Raw genomic sequence first — 21951 nt, forward strand, 5'->3', positions numbered from 1 at the left:
AACTCTTCAACTACTCTCTCCAGATTAAATTCGTATTATTGTTGTGTGAAACATTTGCAAGTCAAATTTTCGTACCTCAAAATTGCGAGTAAAAAGTGATTCGGGATAGAAGTCAATGGTTAGGAGTATGGAAACGGTTTCGGTCGGGCGATCGGTATGCATTTAGCGAAATCTATGAAGAGTTTGCCGATGTGCTATTTGCTTATGGAAGTAAAATTACCAGCGACCGGGAATTACTTAAAGACTGCATACAAGATTTATTTTATAATCTTTATCGGTATAATATTCAATTGCACAATCCTGAAAATCTTGAATTCTATTTGTTCCGTTCGCTGAAAAATGACATTATCCGCAAAATTCGGAAGAATTATCACGAAGCAAGTCTGACCGATGAAGGGATGCTTCTGTTTGATTTAAAGTTTCAGGCAGAGCAAGATATTCACGATATTGAATCGAATGAATTACGTGTCAACGCTCTTCGAAAAATACTCCAAACTATTGATCCCCAGAAACGTGAACTGCTATTTTTGAAATTCAGTACCGGATTAAATTATTCTGAAATTGGTGAACTTGTTGGAATGACCTCAGATGCTGTTAAAAAGCAAGTTTATCGTACTCTCGACAATCTTCGTGATCAGTTTGGCGAACAATTACTTTCCTTGTTGATGATTTCCGTCAGGCGCTAAAAATATTTTTTCAGAAATTTGTCCCTTTTTTCAATGTTGTTACTCTTAGAGGTATAAACATTAAAGAAATGACTTTTTCTGATCAAAAATTCATAGAGGATCCGAAATTTCTGCAATGGATTTTCCATAACAACCAGTTGGTCAATCAATATTGGGAACAATACCTTTTGGAGCATCCTGAAGAAGAAGCTCAGATTATTGAGCTTAAAACCCGCCTTTCAGAATTGAAATATTCGGATGAAACCATGTTGCAATTTGAAAAAGAGCAAATCGCGCAGCAAGTTATATCGCGTATCAATCTGGATTTGGAAAAGAATAAGCGGCAATCCATATTTGTTTCTTTCCTGAAATATGCTGCCGTTGCTGTCGCTTTTGCTGTTATTGGCGGTCTTGCAGTTTATTTAAATTCCGACAATAATTCGATTTACCAGCAACTTGCCGGACAAATGGTGCAGATTCCTTCGGAAGGGCAGGGGCCGTTGCTGATTACTTCAACCGGAGAAAATGTTGATCTCAAAAAATCAAATTCAAGTGTAGATTATACCCGAAACGGAGCTATCGTTTTAAATAGCGATTCAGTTATTAAGGCCGCCGATGATATGCCGAATGTTATGAATCAGTTGGTTATTCCATATGGAAACCAATCGAAGCTGATTTTATCTGACAATACGGTTGTTTGGCTGAATGCTGGTAGCCGTTTGGTTTATCCTACTTTTTTTAGCGGTAAAACACGCGAAGTTCTTTTGTTTGGAGAAGCCTTTTTCGAAGTTTCAAAAAATGCAGATAAGCCCTTCATTGTTAAAACTTCTGACATTGAAATTAAAGTACTGGGAACTCAATTTAATGTGTCGGCCTATGCCGAAGACAAGGTGATTCAAACTGTACTGAAAGAGGGAAGTGTTGCGATTCGCCAGAACAACGCTAGCTTTTTTGATAAAGAGGTTGTGCTAAAACCCAACCAGATGGCTTCGTTTGCGAAAAATTCGAATGAAACCAAACTTACTGATGTTGACGTCAGTTATTATACGTTGTGGACCAAGGGATTACTGAGTTTTGATGATGTCGATTTCAATCGCATAGTGAAAAAGGTTGAGCGCTTCTATAATATTTCGGTAAATTTTTCGGAGCCGATTCTTGGAACAATCCGTATAAGTGGCAAGCTTGATTTGAAAAAAAACAAAGACGAAGTGCTTGAATATCTGGAGAAAGTATCGTTGACGAATATCAAGAAAATAAGCGAAAATCAATATATGGTGAAAAAATAAAAACCGGAAAATGGTGGAACATTTCCCGGTTAAACAAATACGAGTTACTAGTTCAGTATTTATTATTTAAACAGTTCAAATCTATGAAAAAAAAGTGGTTAACCGGTCATCCCTATGGGGATAGCCTAAAAAAACTCATGCGAATTATGCGACTAACAATCCTGTTGCTGTTTGGATGCATGTTAACTGTTTCTGCAAACAGTTATGCACAGAAAACCCGTCTCGACATTAATCTGTCGAATACTTCAATCCGCGATCTTTTTGGGTATATCGAAGAAAACTCTGAATTTGTTTTCCTCTATCGGAATGAAGATTTCAATGTAAATAAAAAAGTTGTTGTAAACCTTAAAGATGCTACCATCAACCAGATTCTGGATGAGGCTCTTCGTGGCGAAAATGTTTCATATGATGTTTATGAGCGGCAGATTGTTATTCGTAAAGCTGGCGATGTCATCATCAATTCGCAACAAAAAAGAGATCTTTCGGGAACAGTTAAAGATGTCACCGGAGCGCCAATTCCTGGGGCCACCTTGCTTTTAAAAGGTACGACAATTGGTGCACTTACCGATTTGGATGGAAAGTTCAAGATTTCGATACCTGGTGATGCCAAGACCTTGGTGGTTTCTTTTGTTGGAATGAAGGCACAGGAAATAGCTCTCGCCGGCTTATCTCAGGTGAATGTTATTTTGGAAGAAGAAACTGTTGGTATTGAGGAAGTTGTTGCTGTTGGTTATGGTAAAAATTCACGCAAAAATTTGTCGAGTGCCGTTACGTCAGTTAAATCGGATGAACTGAATAAGGGTGCTATAAGCGATGTCGGTCAGCTTTTGCAAGGTAAAGTATCCGGATTGAATGTTTCTTCGAGTGGTGACCCAACACGCGGAACCACCATAATCATGCGTGGTGCTTCTACCATTAACAGTTCTCAAAGTCCGTTTTATGTCATTGATGGTGTTCCGGGAGCCGATATTTCTCTGGTTACACCTGACGATATTCTTTCTGTCGATGTTTTGAAAGATGCCGCTGCAACTTCAATTTATGGTAACCGTGCAACAAACGGTGTTATCATGATTACTACCAAAAAAGGAAATAAAGACAATGAACAAATTGCGTATAACGGATATTTTGGTGTCGAATCGGTGTCGAATAATTTGGATATGATGAATTCGGACCAGTTACGTTCGTTTCTTACTAAAAACAACATGTCATTTTCTCCTGAAGATGATAAGAACGCTAATACGAACTGGCAAAAGACAATTCAACGATCTGCTGCAATTTCTCAGAGTCACAACGTTTCATACAGTGGAGGTACCAATCGAAGTACTTATATTGCCAGCATAACTTACATCGACAAACAGGGTGTTTTGATCAGTAGCGGACAGAACCGTCTTGTCGCACGCATGTCTATCGAACAAAAGGCGTTTAACGATAAAGTTAAATTTGGATTGAATGTGACCAATTCAAATGTTAGAAACACCAAAGTTCCTCAGCGAAATACGGCACTTCTCCAGGCAGCTAAATATCTGCCGGTCAGCAAGCCTAAAAATGATGATGGCACCTACTACGAAAATTTTAATCATTCAGGCTATTTTAATCCATTGGCAATCATTCAACAGGCTGACGATGATTCAAAGATAAGTACCTTATTAGGTAACTTTACTACCGAAGTTATACTCCCGTTAGGATTAAAATATAACTTAAACATTGCCTACCAAAAAAATACATCGCTAAATGGTGAATATTACAATAGTTACTATGCAACCAATTACAATAGTGCCCAGTTCTATAACAATCCTGATCCACCGGCAAACCACTATATTATCAATTTTGGATCGAATGGATTGGCAAGTCGAAGCACTTATCAAAGCAAAAATGTGATTCTTGAAAATTTTGTTACCTGGAATAAAGAGATTGGGAAACACAACATAAATGCAGTTGTTGGTTATTCATGGCAAGAGGATGAAAAGGGAGATGGGTTTTCTGCAAATAACACCAACTTCCCTGTTGATGATGTAAGTTATAGAAATCTTGCACTTGGAAATTACAGTTCGGTGAATGGGTTTATTGTAAATTTTGGAGATGCTTATGCCTACCAAAAAACACGTTTGATATCAGACTTTGCGCGTTTAAATTACGATTTCAGCAATAAATATATGGTACAAGCATCAATCCGTAGAGATGGTAGCTCTGTATTTGGTGCAAACAAAGAATGGGGATATTTTCCTTCAGTGAGTTTGGCCTGGAGAATCGATCAGGAAGGATTTATGAAATCGCAAAGCGTATTCAAGGATTTAAAACTGCGCGGAAGTTACGGTATAACTGGTAACTCTACCGGTTTTGATGCCTATACTGCTCAGTTTATTGTTGGTCCGCTCGGAACCTACTATTATCAGGGAAAACAAATTTATGCTTATGGCCCAAACAAAGCTGCAAATCCTGATTTGGAATGGGAAAAAACAGCAACAGGAAACCTTGGTTTAGATTTCACGGTATTGAATGGTAAACTAAGTGGTTATGTCGAGGTGTACAATAAGAAAACTACTGGCATGATCTACTCTTATTCGGTAAACCCCGTAATGGTTCCAGCTGGCTCAATTACCGCAAATGGTGGCGAAATGTCGAATAAGGGTATTGAATTAAGCCTCACTGCAACTCCGGTAAAAACTAACGATTTTAGTTGGACTACAAATGTCAATCTGTCGCACAACAAAAACGTTATTGAGAAACTCACAAATAACCTGTTTATAGGTGGCGACTCAGTTCGTATAACCCAGCCTGATGGCGGAGGCCAAACCGGAAGTACGCTCCAGATTTTAAAAGAAGGCAGACCTATTGGTCAGTTCTTCACACTCGAATATGCTGGTAAAAACAGTGCTGGAATATCGCAATATGTGGCCAAAGATGGCAGCCTGACAACGAATCCGGAAATCGGAACTGACTACCATTATATGGGTTCGCCCCAGCCAAAAGTGTTAATTGGATGGACCAATGATTTTAAGTATAAAAATTTTGACCTGAATATCTTCATCCGTGGGGTGTTCGGCAACAAAATTTTCAATGCAACCCGTGCCGATTTGTTCCGTCCAAGTACAGCCAATACGTCTAATATTCTTGTTGATGTGGCCAATGAATCGCCGACAGATATTAATGTGTATAAATACTCTTCCCGTTTCATCGAAAATGGTAGTTATGTTCGTCTCGATAATGCAACCTTGGGTTATAATTTTAAAAACCTGGGTAAATCGGTAAAGAACTTACGCTTATATGTATCAGGAAGTAACTTGTTTATCATTACTAAATATTCTGGTATCGATCCTGAAGTTGAGCAAGGCGGTATAGCACCAGGAGTTGATTCAAATAACTTTTATCCCAAAACACGCACGGTGTTGTTTGGTGTAAAAGCTTCTTTCTAAAAAAAATATAAATTTTGAGTACAATGAAAAAACTAATAAAATACATTATTTTGCCGGCGCTTGTTGGTTTCATGGTATCGTGCAATGATATTGATGTGCCAATTACAACGCAGATGACACCTGATGTTTTCCCACAAAACGATGCCCAGTATGCTCAAACTGCCGGAGCTGTTTACTCGGTTTTCAGGGGAGAGTATGCACAAACACTTTTCTTTATGAGTACTATAAGTACTGACGAAGGTATTCTTCCAGCCAGAGGGGGAAACTGGTACGACAATGCCGGGTACATGAAGATGCATTACCATACGTGGGATAAAGATCATGGCGGTACAAACTCGCTATGGGATTGGCTTGAAAAAACAATTGGTGTTACAAACCAGGCCTATTATCTTTTGAATACTGTTATGCCCGAAGGTGATAATAAAAAAACTACCCTGTCTGAGCTAAGAATGATGAGGGCAATTTCGTACTTTACGATGATGGATTTTTATGGTAATGTGCCACTGGATACTTTGTATGGAGATTTTACATCAAAATCCAATACGCCGAGAGCCGAAGTTTTTAAATACATCGAAACGGAAGTTAAAAAATCGATCAACAATCTGAGTGAAGAAACGGGTTCTGCTACGTACGGCCGGCCAACAAAATGGACAGCATACGCGCTATTAGCCAAAATGTATTTGAATGCTGAATACTATACTGGAACTGCTCGTTGGAACGATTGTATTGCGGCCTGCGATGCAGTAATCAACTCAGGTAAATTTGCTGTAGAACCTCGTTCATCATACCTGAAAATGTTTTATCCGGATAACGGCCCGCAAATGAAAGAATTTATTTTTGCCGTTCCGTTTGATCCTTCAGGAAGCTCCTATCCTGGTACAAACGGTATGATGTATCGTACACGTTACGATGTGCCGCGTTCAGAACGGGCAAAGTTTGGTCTGGCTTTTACACCAAGTGCCCCTATGAGTACTCTTCCTGAATTCTATGCCAATTTTAATGACCCTGGAGATATTCGGAATGATCAGTGGCTTACAGGATTACAGTTTATGAATGATGGTGTGACTCCGGTTACAGTTACAACAACAAAAAAAGGATATGATCAATTCTATACAGACGATGATGGTGGCGCTTCTTACACCTATCAGGTTAACCTGACACCTGATATTATTTATCGTCAGAATCCTGATTTGTTTGATTGCGGTAACGACGAAATTGCCTGGAATATGGGTTACCGCAACATCAAATTTTATCCTGATAAGACCTCGACCAGCCGTAATCAGAACAATGATGTGCCATATCTTCGTTATTCCGATGTCGTTTTAATGAAAGCCGAAGCTATTCTTCGTGGTGGTACAACAACTGGAGGCCAAACTGCTTTATCTCTGGTTAATATGATCAGGTCGAACCGCTCTACATCTGAAGCATGGACAAGTGTTAGTTTGGAAGATTTGTACAAAGAGCGTAGCCGTGAATTCGTTTATGAATATTGGCACCGCAACGATATGATTCGTTTCGGAAAATTTGAAGGCAAATGGGGTTTCAAAACCAATGCTGACACTTATCGCCGGATCTTACCAATTCCAACCAACGCTACTAAACTGAATCCAAAATTAGTACAAAACCCAGGTTATTAATTTGTGATAATTGCATGTAGTATATTGGTTTAGAGAATGCAACAAATAATCGAAGGAGAGGAAGGGTCAAATCTTCTTCTCCTTTATTAATTAAGTAATACCTGATTAGAAACCAATAGAATATTGAGGCAAAACAACTTGAATAATTCCAGTAAAATGAAACGAGCCATGAGTTATACCGACACACAAACGAGGATGACTAGGTGGCGAGTTCCCTGCCTGCCCAAAGGATTGTCAGGCGGGCATATGCCATTAAAAAATACAAATTATAGACATATGAAATTTAGCCAATTAATAAGGAAAAATATACTTGTTTTAGCATTTCTGCCATCGATTGTTTTTGGTCAGCAAAAGCAAATCAATATCGTCGATTTGGGAGCTAAGGGCGACGGGGTAACTGATAACACCCTGATTATCCAGAAAGCCATTGACGAAGCCTCGGCTAGCGGTAACGGGAAAGTGATTGTTCCGGCAGGTACTTTCCTGACTGGTGTAATTCACGTCAAATCGAATGTGGAGATCAACCTCGCCGAAAATGCAGTTTGGCTGGGCAGCGCCAAACGAATCGATTACGGCGCGAAAGACGCTTCTCCATTGATTGTTGCTAAAGGTCAGCATGATTTTTCGATAACAGGGAAAGGAGTAATCGACGGCAATGGCAAAGAACTGATCAAGGATATTTACGCGATGCTGAATGCTGGAACACTGGAAGATTCGGAATGGCAAACCTACAATCCGTGGAACCAGAAGCGGCCCGAAGAGCGTAACCGCCCAAAGATTATTCTGTTTCAGAATTGCGATTCTATACGGGTGAAAGGGATTACCATTAAAAACGGATTGATGTGGGTTCAGGATTACCGCAGTTGCACCAATGTAACCATCGATAACATAAAAGTGCGGAGTACAACTTTTCTGAATAACGACGGGATCGACATTACCGACAGTAAAAATGTACGCATAACCAATTGCGATATCGATTGTGCTGACGATGGTATTTGCCTGAAATCGTCGCTTCGAAACGAAGGCTGCGAGAATGTGTATGTGGCCAATTGCCGGGTTCGTTCGAGCGCCAGCGCACTGAAACTTGGAACGGCTTCATGGGGCGGGTTCAGGAATATTACCATTCGCGACATTACGGTATACGATACTTATCGCTCGGCCATTGCTATCGAGGCGGTTGATGGCGGAATTCTGGAGGATGTTGATGTGCAAAATATTAAGGCTACCAATACCGGCAATGCTATTTTCATCCGATTGGGGCACCGCAACGCTGATGCGGTAATTAGCCAATTGCGCCGTGTACATATTGCCAATGTTAAAGTTGAAATTCCATTGGGCAAACCAGACAAAGGTTATCCTGAAGAAGGTCCGATTGTGAGGTATCCGCATAATGTATTTCCATCTTCTGTTTCTGGATTTGACGGTCATCCGGTTGAGGATGTCACGCTTGAAAATGTTGAAGTGATTTACGAAGGCGGCGGAAACACACAAGTCGCCAGCTTACCCATTGACTCACTTTCAAAAATTCCGGAGCAAATTGCCGAATATCCTGAGTTTTCTATGTTTGGTGAATTGCCTGCATGGGCTTTTTATGTTCGCCATGTTAATAGTCTGAAATTGAAAAATATATCGGTAAATGCCAAAAATAGCGACTACCGGTCGGCCTTTGTTTTTGATGATGTGGTAGGTTTGGAGATGGGAAAAATCAAAATCGAAGAAAACGATTCCAATCCGCAAATTATCATGAAGAGAGTGACGGAAAGATCAATAGATATTGATAACAACATGAAAAAAGAGATTCGCTAAGAACAAGTTTGTTGGTTTAGGAAAGTTCCTTCTTGGTTGAGGGAATGGAATTAAGATCAGACATCGTTCTGGCCTTTTCTATTGCCTGACAAATGAGTTTCCCAGTATTTCGAGTGCCGACGGCCCTTCGTTGAACAACAAATCGAGAATACTTAAATCGGGAACGAACCCAAATTTTTCGGCGAAAACCTGGGTATAAGGTTCTGCCATGAAATGTGGATCAGGATTAATTAAATGAGTTTTCGGACTGATTTGTTCCCTGAAATTCAGGCAATTTTCAGGAACTTGTTCGAAATCTTCTGTCAGGTTTAAACTGACCGTAATTTCAAGAATCTCCAAAATAGTTTCGGTGATTTGCTGATTGAAATCAAACAGGAATTCATGTTTTTTTCGGAAGAACATTTCAACGTCGTCGGCATAGTATTCGAAGAAAGGGGAGGAGTTGTAGGCTGAGAAGATGGTTCGCCAGTGGTTTCGCTGCCATTCTTCGTCGTAAGCAATCCGCAAATCTTTGATTCTTATTTTTTGCTGTCGTCCTTTCTCAACCGGAACGATTAGCGAAATGGGACCGTTGTCACCCAAAATAACCGTACGGTTCCGGTATGTTTGTTTGACGAAATTTTCGTGCTGCTCAATGTAAATTTCAGGATAAACAGCCAGTTTTGAAAAATACCTGACTGGCGCAAAATATGCTGTACTCAGCAGAATTCCGGTATATTGTGTCATTCTTATTCGTTAAAAAAACCACCTTTGTAGTCGCTGCCCATACTCACACCCTCCGAATCAACAACTTCATCTTTATCGGCCACTATTTCTTCACTCTTTTCAAGTTCACGGACTACTTTTTTGAGATCTCTTCTCAATTTAATGATAGTTGGAAGTTGTATCATCATGGATAATAAAAACCCAAAAATAAGTCCGAAGAGCAAAACATAAACCACTGGAACATCCTTCATTTCCCAATGGATAAATTTGATGTTCAGCAGCAATTGGTTCTGGACAGTAAAAATGACCAGCAGCACCGTGAGAATTAAAAACGTAATAACTTTCCAGGACATGGGATTTGTATTATCTGCTACAAAAGTAACTAAAAGCCTGATAGAGAACAAATGAGTTCGGCTTTGGTTTTACTGGTTTTTATAGGAGCAATATTTTATAAACGAAAAAGGATAACTTTTGAGGTTATCCTTTTTTACGTTATAGGTTTGATTTCTAATGAACAAACGAGAACAAACGGCTCCAGCGAATTTTGTTGTAGAACGGTTGATCTTTGTCCAACGAAAGCCAGATGAATACTGCTTTCCCAACAATGTGGTCTTCAGGAACAAAACCCCAATAGCGCGAGTCAGCCGAATTGTTGCGGTTGTCGCCCATCATCCAGTAATAATCCATTTTGAAGGTATAGCTGTCGGCAACCGAGCCGTTAATGTAAATGGTACTGTCTTTTACTATGAGGTCGTTTTCTTCGTATAAGTCGATAATGCGCTCATACAATGGCAGGTTGTCCAAGGTGAGTTTCACCGTTTGACCTTTTTTCGGAATTTCGAGCGGCCCGAAATTATCCACATTCCAAGGGTACTTATTGCTGAATGGGAAAATGTTCTGATCCCAGTTTCCGGCAGGTACCACTGTTGGTTGAAGCGATTTTACATTTTTCAAGGCCTTCAGCTTCTGTTCGTTTTCAAGCGTTAATGGAAACAGATATTGCGTATTTGATATCACATGACGATCATCTTCAGCAATATTCATTTGCTCCAACATCCGTTTGTTCAAACCGGTTCCGTCGGTGGTTACAATGCTTTCGCGCTGCATTCCGGGGAAATGAGTCTGCTCTTTACCATTTACATAAAGTTGTCCGCCTTTCAGCTCAATCACATCACCGGCAATACCCACGCACCGTTTGATGTAATTTTCGCGTTTATCAACCGGACGGGCAATGATTTCGCCAAATGTTTCCTTTTCGTCCCAAACACGTTTCCGGCCATAATTGCGAACCAACGAATAATAGCTTTGGTTCTGAACATTCACGGCGACGGTATCACCTTCGGGAAAATTGAAAACCACCACATCGTTGTTTTTTACTTTTCCAAAACCAGCAATTCGTTTGTACGGATTTTTGATCCACTCGACGTACGATTTCTGGGTTTTCGAGAAAGGCATGGTGTGATGCACAAACGGGAATGAAAGCGGTGTATTTGGAAGTTTTGGACCGTATGAGGTTTTGCTTACAAACAGGTAATCGCCAATCAGCATCGATTTTTCCATCGAGGAAGTTGGAATGGTGTAGGCTTCGATGAAAAACATACGGATGAAGGTGGCCGCAATTACCGCAAAGATAATGGCATCAACCCATTCAACTACTTTTGTTTGTTTTCCGTCGGGAGTATTTTTCTTTTTCCAGAAAGCCCAGTGTACTTTTTTCGAAATGTAAATATCGAAAATTACGGCAAGGCCGATCAGCCACAAATAGCTTTCGATCCAGATTACCCATAGCAAGTATATAAATCCAACAAGGGCAAACTTGAACCATTTGTTTGAAAGTAATTCCTTCATTTTTATAGTATTTTAAAGATTTAGCAAATCATTCATCGACAAAATTCCTTTTTTGCCGAAACTGTATTCGGCAGCTAAAACAGCTCCGAAAGCAAGTCCTTTTCGGTTTTTTGCACAATGGGTTATTTCAATGTAATCAACTTCCGAATCGTAATTGATGATGTGTGTGCCGGGAACCTGACCTTCGCGTTCCGAAATAATACCAATTTCGTCGGCAAGCCCAGTGGTATGATTAACCCATGATTTTTTAGTTGAAATATTTTCGATAATTCCTTCGGCAAGAGTTATGGCAGTGCCGCTAGGCGCATCCAGCTTTTGGGTATGATGAATTTCCGTCATTTCAACCGAATATTCAGGGTGGTTAGCCATTAGTTCTGCTAGTTTTTTATTTAGTGCAAAAAAGATATTCACTCCCAGACTGAAATTCGAAGTATAGAAGAAAGTCCCATTCAAATCCTTACACAATTGATACACTTCTGCCTGTTTTTCAAGCCAACCGGTCGTTCCACTAACTACCGGAATTCCAGCTTCGAAACATAACTTGTAATTGGCTGTGGCCGAAGCAGGCGTGGTGAATTCAATCGCAACATCTGCTTTTTTCAGATTGGTCAAATTCAAATCTTCTGGGTTGGTAATATCAATTTTCAATACTATTTCGTGTCCGCGGTTAAGAGCTATTTTTTCGATCTCTTTCCCCATCTTTCCGTAACCGATTAATGCAATCTTCATTCTTAGTAGTTCTAATTTTGGGTCAACAAAGATATAAAATCAAGGCTAATATAGTGATACATGGAAAAGGAATCTGATTTTTTCGATAAACGTGCTTCCTGTTCCGGTAAACACTACTGTTTGGCTTTTATTCACTTGTTTGATAGCGCTTCAAAATTCCATCTTTTTAGGTCTCTGGTGTTATTTTCTGATTACATTCGTGATTGAAAATGAAACTGAATGACATCTTATGTTAAAACTTGTTGCAACTGATTTGGACGGAACTTTTTTGAAGAACGACAAGTCAATTTCCAAAGAGAATATTGATATGCTTCACTCTTTAGGTAAAAATGGTATTGTGCGGGTAATTGCCACTGGTCGAAACCTTAAAAAGACCATTGAGGTTATTCCTTCGGAAATTCCATTCGATTACATCGTTTTTTCTTCCGGGGCCGGAGTGTATGATTCAAAAAACAGTAAGCTGCTGTATCATAAAAATCTGAGTAAAGTAGTTGTCCAGCAGTTGGTTGATTTTTTGGTTGAAAACGATCTCAATTTTCACCTTTTTAAGCCTGTTCCGGAGAACCATAACTGTTGGTATCATCGCGGAAGTGTTACATGTTCCGAATTTGAGAGCTATTTTGAATATCTCCGGTCGCATTCAGAACCATTACCGCACAACAAGCTAATCAATTCAGAAGCTTGTCAGTTTCTGGTTGTTTTCCCGAACAATTTAGAGCGTTTCTTGTCTCTTAAAAGTGCTATTGAGAATCAATTTCAGGAGGTGAAAGTGGTTCGTACAAGCTCGCCATTGGAAACCGGGTACATTTGGATGGAAATTTTTCATCAGTCGGTCTCGAAAGGGAATGGGGTTAAATTTGTTTGTGATGTTTTAAATATTGAACATGAATTTACATTAGGTATCGGCAACGATTTCAACGATTTAGACTTACTGGAGTTTACCAATTATTCATACATCGTTGAAAACGGACCTGATGAAATGAAAAATCGCTTTTTGTTGGCCAGTTCGAACGAAGAAAATGCTTTTGCAAGAGCCATCGAAAAACACTTATAAGAAACAGAAAACAGTTTAGAAACAGTAAAACACATTAAAAATGAGAAAAACACTCACCGTAATTTGGATACTGGCAGCAACGCTTTGCTTTGGTCAGCCTCAAATCAAACTGAGCGATCCATTACCAACCGACCCCAAAGTAACCAAAGGAGTTTTAGCAAACGGAATGACCTATTATGTGAGAGCCAACAGTACGCCGAAAAACCGGGCCGATCTTTACCTGGTTGTGAGGGCCGGGTCTGTTGAAGAAGACGATAATCAAATGGGATTGGCTCACTTTGCAGAACATTTGGCATTTAACGGAACTAAAAATTTTCCGAAGCATGAACTGATCAATTACCTGGAATCAATCGGAATGGAATTTGGTCCCGAAATCAATGCTTATACCAGCTTCGATGAAACTGTTTACATGATTAAAGTTCCGCTCGACAGTACAACGTTCATGAATAAAGGATTGCAGGTGCTTTACGATTGGGCCAGTCAGGTGACCGATGCTGACGATGAAATTGAGAAGGAGCGTGGAGTTATTCACGAGGAGTGGCGTGGTGGACGTGATGCCGATGAACGCATGATGCAAAAATGGCTTCCGGTTTTCCTGCACGATTCGAAATATGCTGATCGGCTTCCGATTGGTAAAATGGAAATTGTCGATCATTTCGCACCGGAACTGTTGCGTAAGTTCCGAAAAGATTGGTATCGTCCCGATTTGGAAGCTGTTGTCGTTGTCGGCGATTTCGATCAGCAGGTCATGGTGAAGCAAATTACCGAAATGTTCTCAAAAATTCCGGCAGTCAAAAATCCAAGAAAGAAAAATGAGTATGATGTCCCCAATCACAAGGAAACTTTGGTTTCGGTAGTTACTGACAAGGAAGCGCAATATGCCGTTGCACAGATTTTTTACAAACATCCACTTGAGAAATCGAAAACCGTAGGCGATTATCGTAAAGGAATTGTTGAAGGTTTATACAATGCAATGATTAATGATCGTTTAGCAGAATTAACACAGAATGAAAATCCACCTTTTCTGATGGCCAATTCGGGTTACGGAGCGCTTTTTGGTCCCAAAAGTGTGTACAATTCAGTAGCTGTTTGTCAAAATGGGAAGATTGAAGTAGGAATTAAGACGGTGCTTACAGAGAATGAACGGGTGTTGAAGTTTGGGTTTACGCAGAGTGAACTCGATCGGCAGAAGGCTGCTATGATGACATCGATGGAGAATGCTTTCAATGAGCGGGAAAAACAAAAATCGGAAGCCTATGCCGAAGAATATAAACGGAATTTCCTGACTACAGAAGAACCTTTTCCAGGCATTGAAAATGAATACAAGTATTATCAGGCGTTTATTCCTGAAATTAAGCTGGAAGAAGTAAATGCTCTGGCTGCAAAATGGATTACCAAAGAAAACCGGGTGGTCATTTTAACAGCTCCTGAAATTGAGGGTGTTTCAGTACCAACTGAAGCCGACATCAGGAAATACCTCAATGAAGTTGAACAGACACCGATTAAACCGTATGTTGATAATGTTACTGATAAACCGCTTATTCCGAAAGAACCAACTGCCGGTTCAATTGCGTCAATCCGGAAAATTGATCAGGTTGATGCTGAAGAATGGACGCTTTCGAACGGCGCAAAAGTGATCGTAAAATCAACCGATTTTAAAGATGACGAAATCCTTTTCTCGGCATACAGTTTGGGCGGAAGTTCGCTTTACGGGCAGAAAGATGATGTTTCGGCAGAAATGGCTCCATCAATTCTTGCTTTGAGTGGCTTGGGCGATTTCGATAAAGTGTCTCTGGATAAACTCCTTTCAGGAAAAGCGGTTGCAATAAATCCATATATCAGCGATTTGCGCGAAGGTTTTGGCGGCGGTTCTTCGGTTAAAGATGCTGAAACATTGTTCCAATTAATTTGCATGTATTTTGTTGGTCAGCGCACCGACCAGTCGGCCTTTAATTCGTTTATGTCGCGAACTGCAGGGGCTTTAGAGAATAAAAAAACATCTCCGGAAGCAGCATTTCAGGATACTTTACAGGTAGTTTCGGCCAATTACAGTCCTCGCAAACGACCGATGACCGCGGAAATACTGAAAGAAGCAGATTTATCCAGAATAACCGAAATCAATCATGAGCGTTTCAGTGATGCCAGTGACTTTAAGTTCTTTTTCGTCGGAAAGATTGATAAGGAAGCATTAAAACAACTGGTTGTGAAATATCTGGCCTCGATTCCATCGACTCATAAAAATGAAAATTGGAAGGATGATGGGATTAAAGAACCTTCAGGAATCGTTGAGAAAACTGTTTATAAAGGTCAGGATGCCAAAAGCATGCAATACCTGGTTTTTCATGGTAATTATGAATACAGCCGAAGAAATAATTTGTTGATTAACGCTTTGAGTAAAATTTTGACAACCCGTTTGCTGGAAGTCATTCGCGAGGATAAAAGCAGCGTTTATTACATTGATGCCAATCCATCGGTAGAGAGATTTCCTGAAGCAAAATACAGCATGGCCATCAATTATGGCGCTGACCCTGCAAAATTAGCCGAATTGAAAGAAGCCGTTTTTGCCCAGATCAAAGATATTGCCACCAACGGACCATCGGCAATTGATTTACAAAAAGCCAAAGAAAAACTGCTCAGGGAGCGCGAGACAAACCTGCGCGAAAACAAATATTGGCTGAGTGTTTTGAGCACTACATGGTTTAATAGTGATGCCGATTTTAGCCAGTTTGGAGATTACGAAAACATTGTAAATTCATTTACGGTTGAGGATATAAAAGCTGCGGCAAACAAATGGTTTGATTTTAAGAATTATTACGGAGTTGCCTTAAAACCTGAAGCTGCGAAGTAGAAAAAATAGAGCACATTATTGAAAAGCCGTTTCTGTCTTGGAACGGCTTTTCTATTTTTTACCGAAGAGTTTTTCAGCAGCAAGCAATTGTTCCGGTTTTCCCAAATCCATCCAAAGGTCCGACTCATCTACAAAAGCTTTGATGGACTGATTTTTGGCCAGTCGTAAATAAAGATCCATGATCGGGAATTTCCCAACTTCGGTTATTAATTCCAAAAATTCAGGCTGAATGATATGAATTCCACTAAATGCGAGTGGTTGAGCGTTGGCAAATGATTCGGCGCGGCTAATAATTGTTTCGCCATTGCTGAAGTTTTTCCAACCTGCCAATTGCAGATTTTGGTCAAACATCAGGTAGCGGCTGGTTTCTCGCTGTCTGACAACCAAAGTTGTCAATGCGTTTTGTTCCTGATGGTATTTCAGAAGGGTATTCAGATCCAGATTGCTGATCACGTCTACATTGTAGATCAGGATTGGTTCGTTGCCTTTCAGGAAAGTGCCAGCCTTTTTTAATCCACCACCTGTATCCAAAAGCTGATCGCGTTCATCCGAAATGTGCATGTCAATTCCGAATGAATTATTTTCTTTCACGAAAGAAATGACTTGTTCTGCAAAATGAAAAACGTTAATGGTTATGTCCGAAATTCCGAATTGTTTCAAATGTTCGATGGCATGTTGAAGAAGTGGTTTCCCGGCAACACTAACCAGTGCTTTGGGTTTATCCTGAGTGTGCTCTTTTAATCTTGTTCCGAGTCCTGCTGCAAAAAGGAGTGCTTTCACTGTGGCTTATTTGAATTCCTTCAAAAATAAACATATTGATTGGTCATTTAGGATTCTTGACACTGAATTTTTTCAAAGAAGTAAAATATGAAGGTTAAACCATTTGCTTGAAATATAGTCTATGAAGCTGAAACAGATTTAATCACTTTAAAATAAAATCATGAAAAAGTTAGGCGTATTATTTATGATTCTTTTGTTTGCCTCGGGAATTACTTATGCACAAAGAGGAAGTGATGAACGACCATCGAAAACAATGGAACAGGGTAGAAGCGGGGCCCAGCCTCAAATGAATCCGGAGGAAATGCTTAAAAGACAAACTCAACGTTTGGTCGATGAGCTTAAACTAAACAAAGATCAGGAAGCGAAGGTTACGGCTATTAATAAGAAGTACATGGGAAAACAGTCTTTTGACTTCTCAAAGATGCGTGATGCCAGTGATGATGAGCGTGCCAAAATGCGCGAAGAGATGCAGAAAATTCAGGCAGAAAAAAACAAAGAAATTAAAGCGCTATTAACCCCTGAGCAAGTAAAAATTTTCGATGAAAATCAGAAGAAGCGCGAAGAAATGAGAAAAAATGGACAAGGCCGAATGGGTGGATTTGGCGGTCCTCAATAAATAGTTTTTGTTGGTTAAAAGAGGAAAGGGGCATTTTGCCCCTTTTTTATTTTAGATCATTTCTTAATGCCAGCATCTTAATGGCTGTAACTGCTGCTTCATCACCTTTATTCCCAAGTTTGCCTCCTGCACGGTCGAGTGCTTGTTGTTGGTTGTCGGTGGTGAGAACTCCAAAAATAAAAGGCTTGTTGTATTTCATGTTCAGGCTGGTGATTCCCTGAGTAACTCCCTGACAAATAAAGTCGAAATGGCGGGTTTCTCCCTGAATGACGCATCCCAAAACGATTATAGCATCAACACCTGCATATTCGGCCAGATATTGGGCTCCAAGAGTCAGCTCGAAAGTCCCCGGAACGTGTTTTATGATGATGTTTTCATCTTTAGCTCCATGTCTTTTCAACGTATCAGCAGCGCCTTGGGCCAATGCACCTGTGATTTCGTAATTCCATTCTGCAACTACAATCCCAAACTTCATTGATGCGGCTGATGGAACTGTTGTTAAATCGTATTCTGATAAATTTTTTGTTGCCATTCTTCTGATTTTAAATTGGTCAAAAATAAAAAATCCCCTGCAATGAGGGGACCTTTTCATATTATTATAAGTTGTAGTTTGTCACTACATTTTAGCCTTAACTCTTGCAATGTATTTATCAATGCTTCTTCCTTCATTACTTTCAGGAAATTTTTGTTTGATCGTTTCGTAGATTTTCAAAGCTTCATCTTGTTTGCTTGAACTTTCCAGTAGCTCACCTGCTTTTAACATGTAAATAGGCGCTGTTAGTTCATTGTCATTCATTTTATAAGCTTCGGTGTATAAATCGAGCGCTTTGTCTGTTTTTCCAAGTTCAAGTTGAGCATCACCCTGAGCTCCAACTGAAATAGGACCTAGCAGAGCATCGTCGGTATCGAACTTTTTAAGGTAGTCAATTGCTTTGTCGAACTGACCCATGTTTAAATAAGAAACCCCGGCATAATAGTATGAAAGTTTACCAGCTTTTGTCGATCCAAAATCGTCAATGATATCTAAAAATCCCGGATTGTTACCGTCGCCATTCAGAGCCAGATTAAAAGAGTCTTTTTCAAAATAATTCTGAGCCATAAACATCTGTTCCTGGGCTTCTTTTGTCCGTGGTTCAAGGTAAAACTTGTTTAAACCAAGATAACCAACAGCTACAACTACAATTGCACCGACTACGATACCAATTAATTTGGAATTTGATTCAAGAAATTGCTCTGTTTTGGTTAATGCACTTTCTACTTCGGTTAGGTTATCCACCTGAGTGTTTTTTTTGTCTTTTGCCATCTTTTAAAGTATAGTTCGAAAATCGAGAGGCAAAAATATATTATTTTCAAAAATAAACGACAGATTTCAGAGATAAAAATGAATATTAATCAACACATTGATGTTATTATCCTGAATGGCGATTTTTTTATCCGGTTTCACCGCCGGAATTTGTAGTTTTGTTGAATTAAACAGGCTTTAAAATGTATATTCAAGAATTGTCGGTTGTTAATTTCAAGAACTTTGAACATGCTGAATTTAAGTTTTCTGACAGCTTAAATTGTTTCATAGGCAATAATGGTGCAGGCAAAACGAACCTGATGGACGCTATTTATTACCTTTCGTTTTGTAAAAGTTTCCTGAATTCAGTCGATGGTCAAAATATCAGGTTCGATCAGGAATTTTTTATGATTCAGGGAAAATACACCCGGCTCGAATCGGATGAAGTTATTTATTGCGGCCTGAAAAGAAATCAAAAGAAAATAGTCAAGCGGAATCAGAAGGATTACAAAAAGTTGTCGGAGCATATAGGTCTGATTCCGTTAATTATTGTTACTCCATCAGACACTAACCTGATTTCAGGGGGCAGTGATGAACGCCGCCGGTTTGTTGATGCGGTTATTTCGCAGTACGATGCTGTTTACCTTGAAAATTTGATTCGGTATAACCGGGCTTTACAGCAACGGAATAACCTTCTTAAACAGTTTGCCGGAAGAAATAACTTTCAGTTGGAGTCGCTGGAGGTTTGGGATGATCAGCTCGTAAAATACGGACAGCAGATTCACGAGGTTCGTAAGGTTTTCATTGAGAATTTGCAGCCCATTTTCCAGAATTACTATGAACTGATTTCAGGCGGAAGAGAAATTGTGGGCTTGAAGCATCAGTCTGACTTAACCAACAATAGTTTTGAACAGTTACTGAAAGATTCTATTGGGAAGGATCGCATGCTTCAATACACAACAACTGGTATTCATAAAGAAGATTTTGAGTTCGAATTAGCTGGTTATCCGATTCGGAAATTTGGCTCGCAAGGCCAGAAAAAGACTTACCTTGTGGCCCTCAAATTGGCTCAGTTCGATTTTATGAAAGCCATTTCGGGATTGACTCCGATTTTATTGTTGGATGATATTTTCGATAAACTGGACAAGAATCGTGTGGAACAGATCGTGAAACTGGTTGCCGACGATCATTTTGGACAGATTTTTATTACCGACACCAATCGGGAACACCTCGACCAGATTATTGCTGGTTTGGAAACTGAATCACGGATTTTTACCATCAGTGATGGAAATGTTATTAATTTGACTCAATGAGAAAAAGTAATGCTCAAAGTATAAGTAGTGTGCTGAAAAGCTATGTTCAGGAAAATAATCTCGAACGTAAACTGAATGAACTGGACCTGATTAAATCGTGGGAATCGGTAATGGGAAAAACGGTATCGCGCTATACAGGGAATTTGTACATTCAAAACAGCACCCTGTTTGTTGAAACAACTTCGCCAATTGTTCGCAACGAATTGTTAATGATGAAGGAAGAAATACGTGTTCGTCTGAATGAAGTGGTTGGTGAAGAGTTGATTAAGGCTATCATATTTAGGTAAGATGCGTAGGAGGCTGTATCAAAAGTGATTATGTTTTTTCAAAAACTTACAATTTGAAAGTACCGACACTGTTAAAACCCCTAAATCCCCTGAAGGGGACTTCAAAGCCGCCCCTTCAGGGGAGGTTTGGAGGGGTGAAATGAAGTTGAACTTACAATTTGAAAGTTGAATTTGTGAAATTTTGACTTTTGATACAACCTCCTACAGGTATTTCTGCTATTCAGGATCCTGACAAATTAAATATCACCCTTGCTCTTACCATTAAGCCGGCTTCCGATGGAAGTTCCCGGATTGCTTCCGGATTTGTAAGTTGGTTTTGTGTGGCATAAAATACCGGTCCACCTGAAAGGGCAAATGACAGTCTTGATTTTTTTGGTGACAAACTTAGCGAAGGGCCAATCAGCATTTTAGCTCCACCTTCGGCTTCCTCTTTATCCCAAAAGCCTTCCAGATCTTCGCCTACAGCTTCCAATCCGCCATAAAAATTTTCGGATAAGCGATAATGAATTCCCAAGCTGGTTATAACATCGATTTTATCACGTTTTGAGGCTAACGCTTTTTCAAGAAGTAGGTTGCCGCTAAATTTCCATTGTGGCATTTCGTATGAAAATGTAATTCTGCTTAGTAACGATTTTACATCGCTATAATCCCTTCTGACTCCTAACCCGGCTCCAACTCTCAATCCAAGAACTTTTTTGCCTCCCAGAATGTCGCGAATAACCTCTATTTGCTGAGCGCTTGCAATATTCTTTTCAAGAGGAAAACCCAAAGAGGCATTGGCGATAAAAGTAAAGCGCTTTCCCAGGTACCCTTTTACAGCAAATTGCTGGTTTATTCCATCATATCCGAATGGGCCAGAAACTCTTTCACCATAACCCCCTGAATAATCAAGACTCCATTTTAAATCCTCTGGAGTTAATGTGCTGATTGAAAACAAGAAAGGTTCAGGAGTCCGTTTTATTGTAAAGTTGTCACTTTCACTTAGATTCTGAGCCATTGTTGAGGTTCCAATAATGCCAGCTATAAGAAAGGTTAAAAGTCTTTTATTCATAATTTTCAAATTTTTAAACATGCCAATCTGGTCAATTATAATTCTTCACCTGCAAATGTATGATCAAAATGCAGCGGAGTATAACCAGCAAGTAAAGATTAATCAGAATTTAATGTGACAGCATGAGGAAAATCGGATTTAGTATCTTTCTGTTTTTGAGAAAAAGAAATCACTTTCAACAATGGCATTCTCATCGCTATCCGATCCGTGGACTGCATTATGCGACATGGATTCGGCATACAATTTTCGGATTGTTCCTTCTTCCGCTTTTGAGGGATCGGTTGCACCAATCAGATGTCTGTAATCTTCCACCGCATTTTCTTTTTCAAGTATAGCTGCAACTATTGGTCCTGAACTCATAAAAGATGTTAAATCTTCAAAAAAGTATTTTCCGGCATGAACGCTGTAGAATTCCATGGCCTGAATCTTGGTTAAGTATGTGAATTTCATTGCTTTTATCCTGAATCCAGCCTCTGTGATCATGTGCAGTATTGGTCCAATGTAGTTCTTCTGGACTGCGACTGGTTTAATTATCGTAAATGTTTGATTTCCTGACATATCGATTGTATTTTATGGGTTTTAAAACGGAACCCAATTTAGTGAAAATTCATTTTGTTAACTCAACTCCATC

The 21951-nt window shown here is 39.6% G+C and carries 19 protein-coding genes; 10 read left to right on the plus strand and 9 right to left on the minus strand.

Annotated elements, in window-relative coordinates; translation table 11 throughout:
- Window positions 1-95: 95 nt before the first annotated feature.
- From AQPE_RS17685 to AQPE_RS17705, 5 genes are all read left to right on the plus strand, one after another.
- Window positions 96-686 (plus strand): RNA polymerase sigma factor, encoded by a 591-nt coding sequence (locus AQPE_RS17685; protein ID WP_318347821.1) that lies wholly within the window; start codon window positions 96-98, stop codon window positions 684-686.
- A gap of 68 nt (window positions 687-754) precedes the next feature.
- Window positions 755-1951, plus strand: coding sequence for a FecR family protein (locus AQPE_RS17690; protein WP_318347822.1), 1197 nt, complete (start codon window positions 755-757; stop codon window positions 1949-1951).
- An 83-nt stretch (window positions 1952-2034) separates the two neighbouring features.
- A complete protein-coding gene (locus tag AQPE_RS17695) occupies window positions 2035-5364 on the plus strand; it encodes a TonB-dependent receptor (protein WP_318347823.1) in 3330 nt (1109 codons plus the stop codon).
- A gap of 23 nt (window positions 5365-5387) precedes the next feature.
- Window positions 5388-7001 carry a RagB/SusD family nutrient uptake outer membrane protein gene (locus tag AQPE_RS17700; RefSeq protein WP_318347824.1) on the plus strand — a complete coding sequence of 538 codons (1614 nt, stop codon included), beginning with the start codon at window positions 5388-5390 and terminating at the stop codon, window positions 6999-7001.
- Between the two features lie 156 nt (window positions 7002-7157).
- On the plus strand, window positions 7158-8807 hold the full coding sequence (locus tag AQPE_RS17705) for a glycoside hydrolase family 28 protein (RefSeq protein ID WP_318347825.1): 1650 nt from the start codon (window positions 7158-7160) through the stop codon (window positions 8805-8807).
- Window positions 8808-8885: 78 nt separating this feature from the next.
- Here AQPE_RS17705 and AQPE_RS17710 read toward each other — a convergent pair whose 3' ends face one another.
- The 4 genes from AQPE_RS17710 to dapB all read right to left on the minus strand — a co-directional run bounded on the left by AQPE_RS17710 (window position 8886) and on the right by dapB (window position 12089).
- Window positions 8886-9533, minus strand: a complete 648-nt coding sequence (locus AQPE_RS17710) for a WbqC family protein (protein ID WP_318347826.1) — start codon at window positions 9531-9533, stop codon at window positions 8886-8888.
- Window positions 9534-9535: 2 nt separating this feature from the next.
- Entirely contained in the window at window positions 9536-9865 is a 330-nt protein-coding gene (locus AQPE_RS17715) for a LapA family protein (protein WP_318347827.1), read from the minus strand.
- A 154-nt stretch (window positions 9866-10019) separates the two neighbouring features.
- Window positions 10020-11360, minus strand: coding sequence for a signal peptidase I (lepB, locus tag AQPE_RS17720; protein ID WP_318347828.1), 1341 nt, complete (start codon window positions 11358-11360; stop codon window positions 10020-10022).
- 12 nt (window positions 11361-11372) lie between these two features.
- On the minus strand, window positions 11373-12089 hold the full coding sequence (dapB, locus tag AQPE_RS17725; protein WP_318347829.1) for a 4-hydroxy-tetrahydrodipicolinate reductase: 717 nt from the start codon (window positions 12087-12089) through the stop codon (window positions 11373-11375).
- Between the two features lie 229 nt (window positions 12090-12318).
- On the opposite strand from dapB, the gene AQPE_RS17730 reads away from it, so the two are divergent.
- Both AQPE_RS17730 and AQPE_RS17735 read left to right on the plus strand, forming a co-directional pair.
- Window positions 12319-13143, plus strand: coding sequence for an HAD hydrolase family protein (locus tag AQPE_RS17730; protein ID WP_318347830.1), 825 nt, complete (start codon window positions 12319-12321; stop codon window positions 13141-13143).
- A 40-nt stretch (window positions 13144-13183) separates the two neighbouring features.
- On the plus strand, window positions 13184-15991 hold the full coding sequence (locus tag AQPE_RS17735) for a M16 family metallopeptidase (protein ID WP_318347831.1): 2808 nt from the start codon (window positions 13184-13186) through the stop codon (window positions 15989-15991).
- A 51-nt stretch (window positions 15992-16042) separates the two neighbouring features.
- Here the strand turns inward: AQPE_RS17735 and AQPE_RS17740 are convergent, their stop codons facing one another.
- Window positions 16043-16771, minus strand: a complete 729-nt coding sequence (locus AQPE_RS17740) for a nucleotidyltransferase family protein (protein ID WP_318347832.1) — start codon at window positions 16769-16771, stop codon at window positions 16043-16045.
- A gap of 160 nt (window positions 16772-16931) precedes the next feature.
- Here AQPE_RS17740 and AQPE_RS17745 point away from each other — a divergent pair, with 160 nt between their 5' ends.
- Window positions 16932-17387 carry a hypothetical protein gene (locus AQPE_RS17745; RefSeq protein ID WP_318347833.1) on the plus strand — a complete coding sequence of 152 codons (456 nt, stop codon included), beginning with the start codon at window positions 16932-16934 and terminating at the stop codon, window positions 17385-17387.
- A gap of 46 nt (window positions 17388-17433) precedes the next feature.
- Here AQPE_RS17745 and ribH read toward each other — a convergent pair whose 3' ends face one another.
- Window positions 17434-17919 (minus strand): 6,7-dimethyl-8-ribityllumazine synthase, encoded by a 486-nt coding sequence (gene ribH, locus AQPE_RS17750; RefSeq protein ID WP_318347834.1) that lies wholly within the window; start codon window positions 17917-17919, stop codon window positions 17434-17436.
- Between the two features lie 84 nt (window positions 17920-18003).
- On the minus strand, window positions 18004-18690 hold the full coding sequence (locus tag AQPE_RS17755; RefSeq protein WP_318347835.1) for a tetratricopeptide repeat protein: 687 nt from the start codon (window positions 18688-18690) through the stop codon (window positions 18004-18006).
- A gap of 182 nt (window positions 18691-18872) precedes the next feature.
- On the opposite strand from AQPE_RS17755, the gene recF reads away from it, so the two are divergent.
- Together recF and AQPE_RS17765 are read left to right on the plus strand one after the other, a co-directional pair.
- Window positions 18873-19982, plus strand: a complete 1110-nt coding sequence (gene recF, locus AQPE_RS17760; protein ID WP_318347836.1) for a DNA replication/repair protein RecF — start codon at window positions 18873-18875, stop codon at window positions 19980-19982.
- Window positions 19979-20269, plus strand: a complete 291-nt coding sequence (locus AQPE_RS17765; RefSeq protein WP_318347837.1) for a DUF721 domain-containing protein — start codon at window positions 19979-19981, stop codon at window positions 20267-20269. Before recF ends, AQPE_RS17765 begins: the two co-directional genes overlap by 4 nt.
- A 220-nt stretch (window positions 20270-20489) precedes the next feature.
- Here the strand turns inward: AQPE_RS17765 and AQPE_RS17770 are convergent, their stop codons facing one another.
- Together AQPE_RS17770 and ndk are read right to left on the minus strand one after the other, a co-directional pair.
- Complete coding sequence (locus AQPE_RS17770) at window positions 20490-21320, minus strand: hypothetical protein (protein ID WP_318347838.1); 831 nt, start codon at window positions 21318-21320, stop codon at window positions 20490-20492.
- 138 nt (window positions 21321-21458) lie between these two features.
- Window positions 21459-21878 (minus strand): nucleoside-diphosphate kinase, encoded by a 420-nt coding sequence (gene ndk, locus AQPE_RS17775; RefSeq protein ID WP_318347839.1) that lies wholly within the window; start codon window positions 21876-21878, stop codon window positions 21459-21461.
- Window positions 21879-21951: the final 73 nt, after the last annotated feature.

The organism is Aquipluma nitroreducens (assembly GCF_009689585.1).
Taxonomy (GTDB): domain Bacteria; phylum Bacteroidota; class Bacteroidia; order Bacteroidales; family Prolixibacteraceae; genus Aquipluma; species Aquipluma nitroreducens.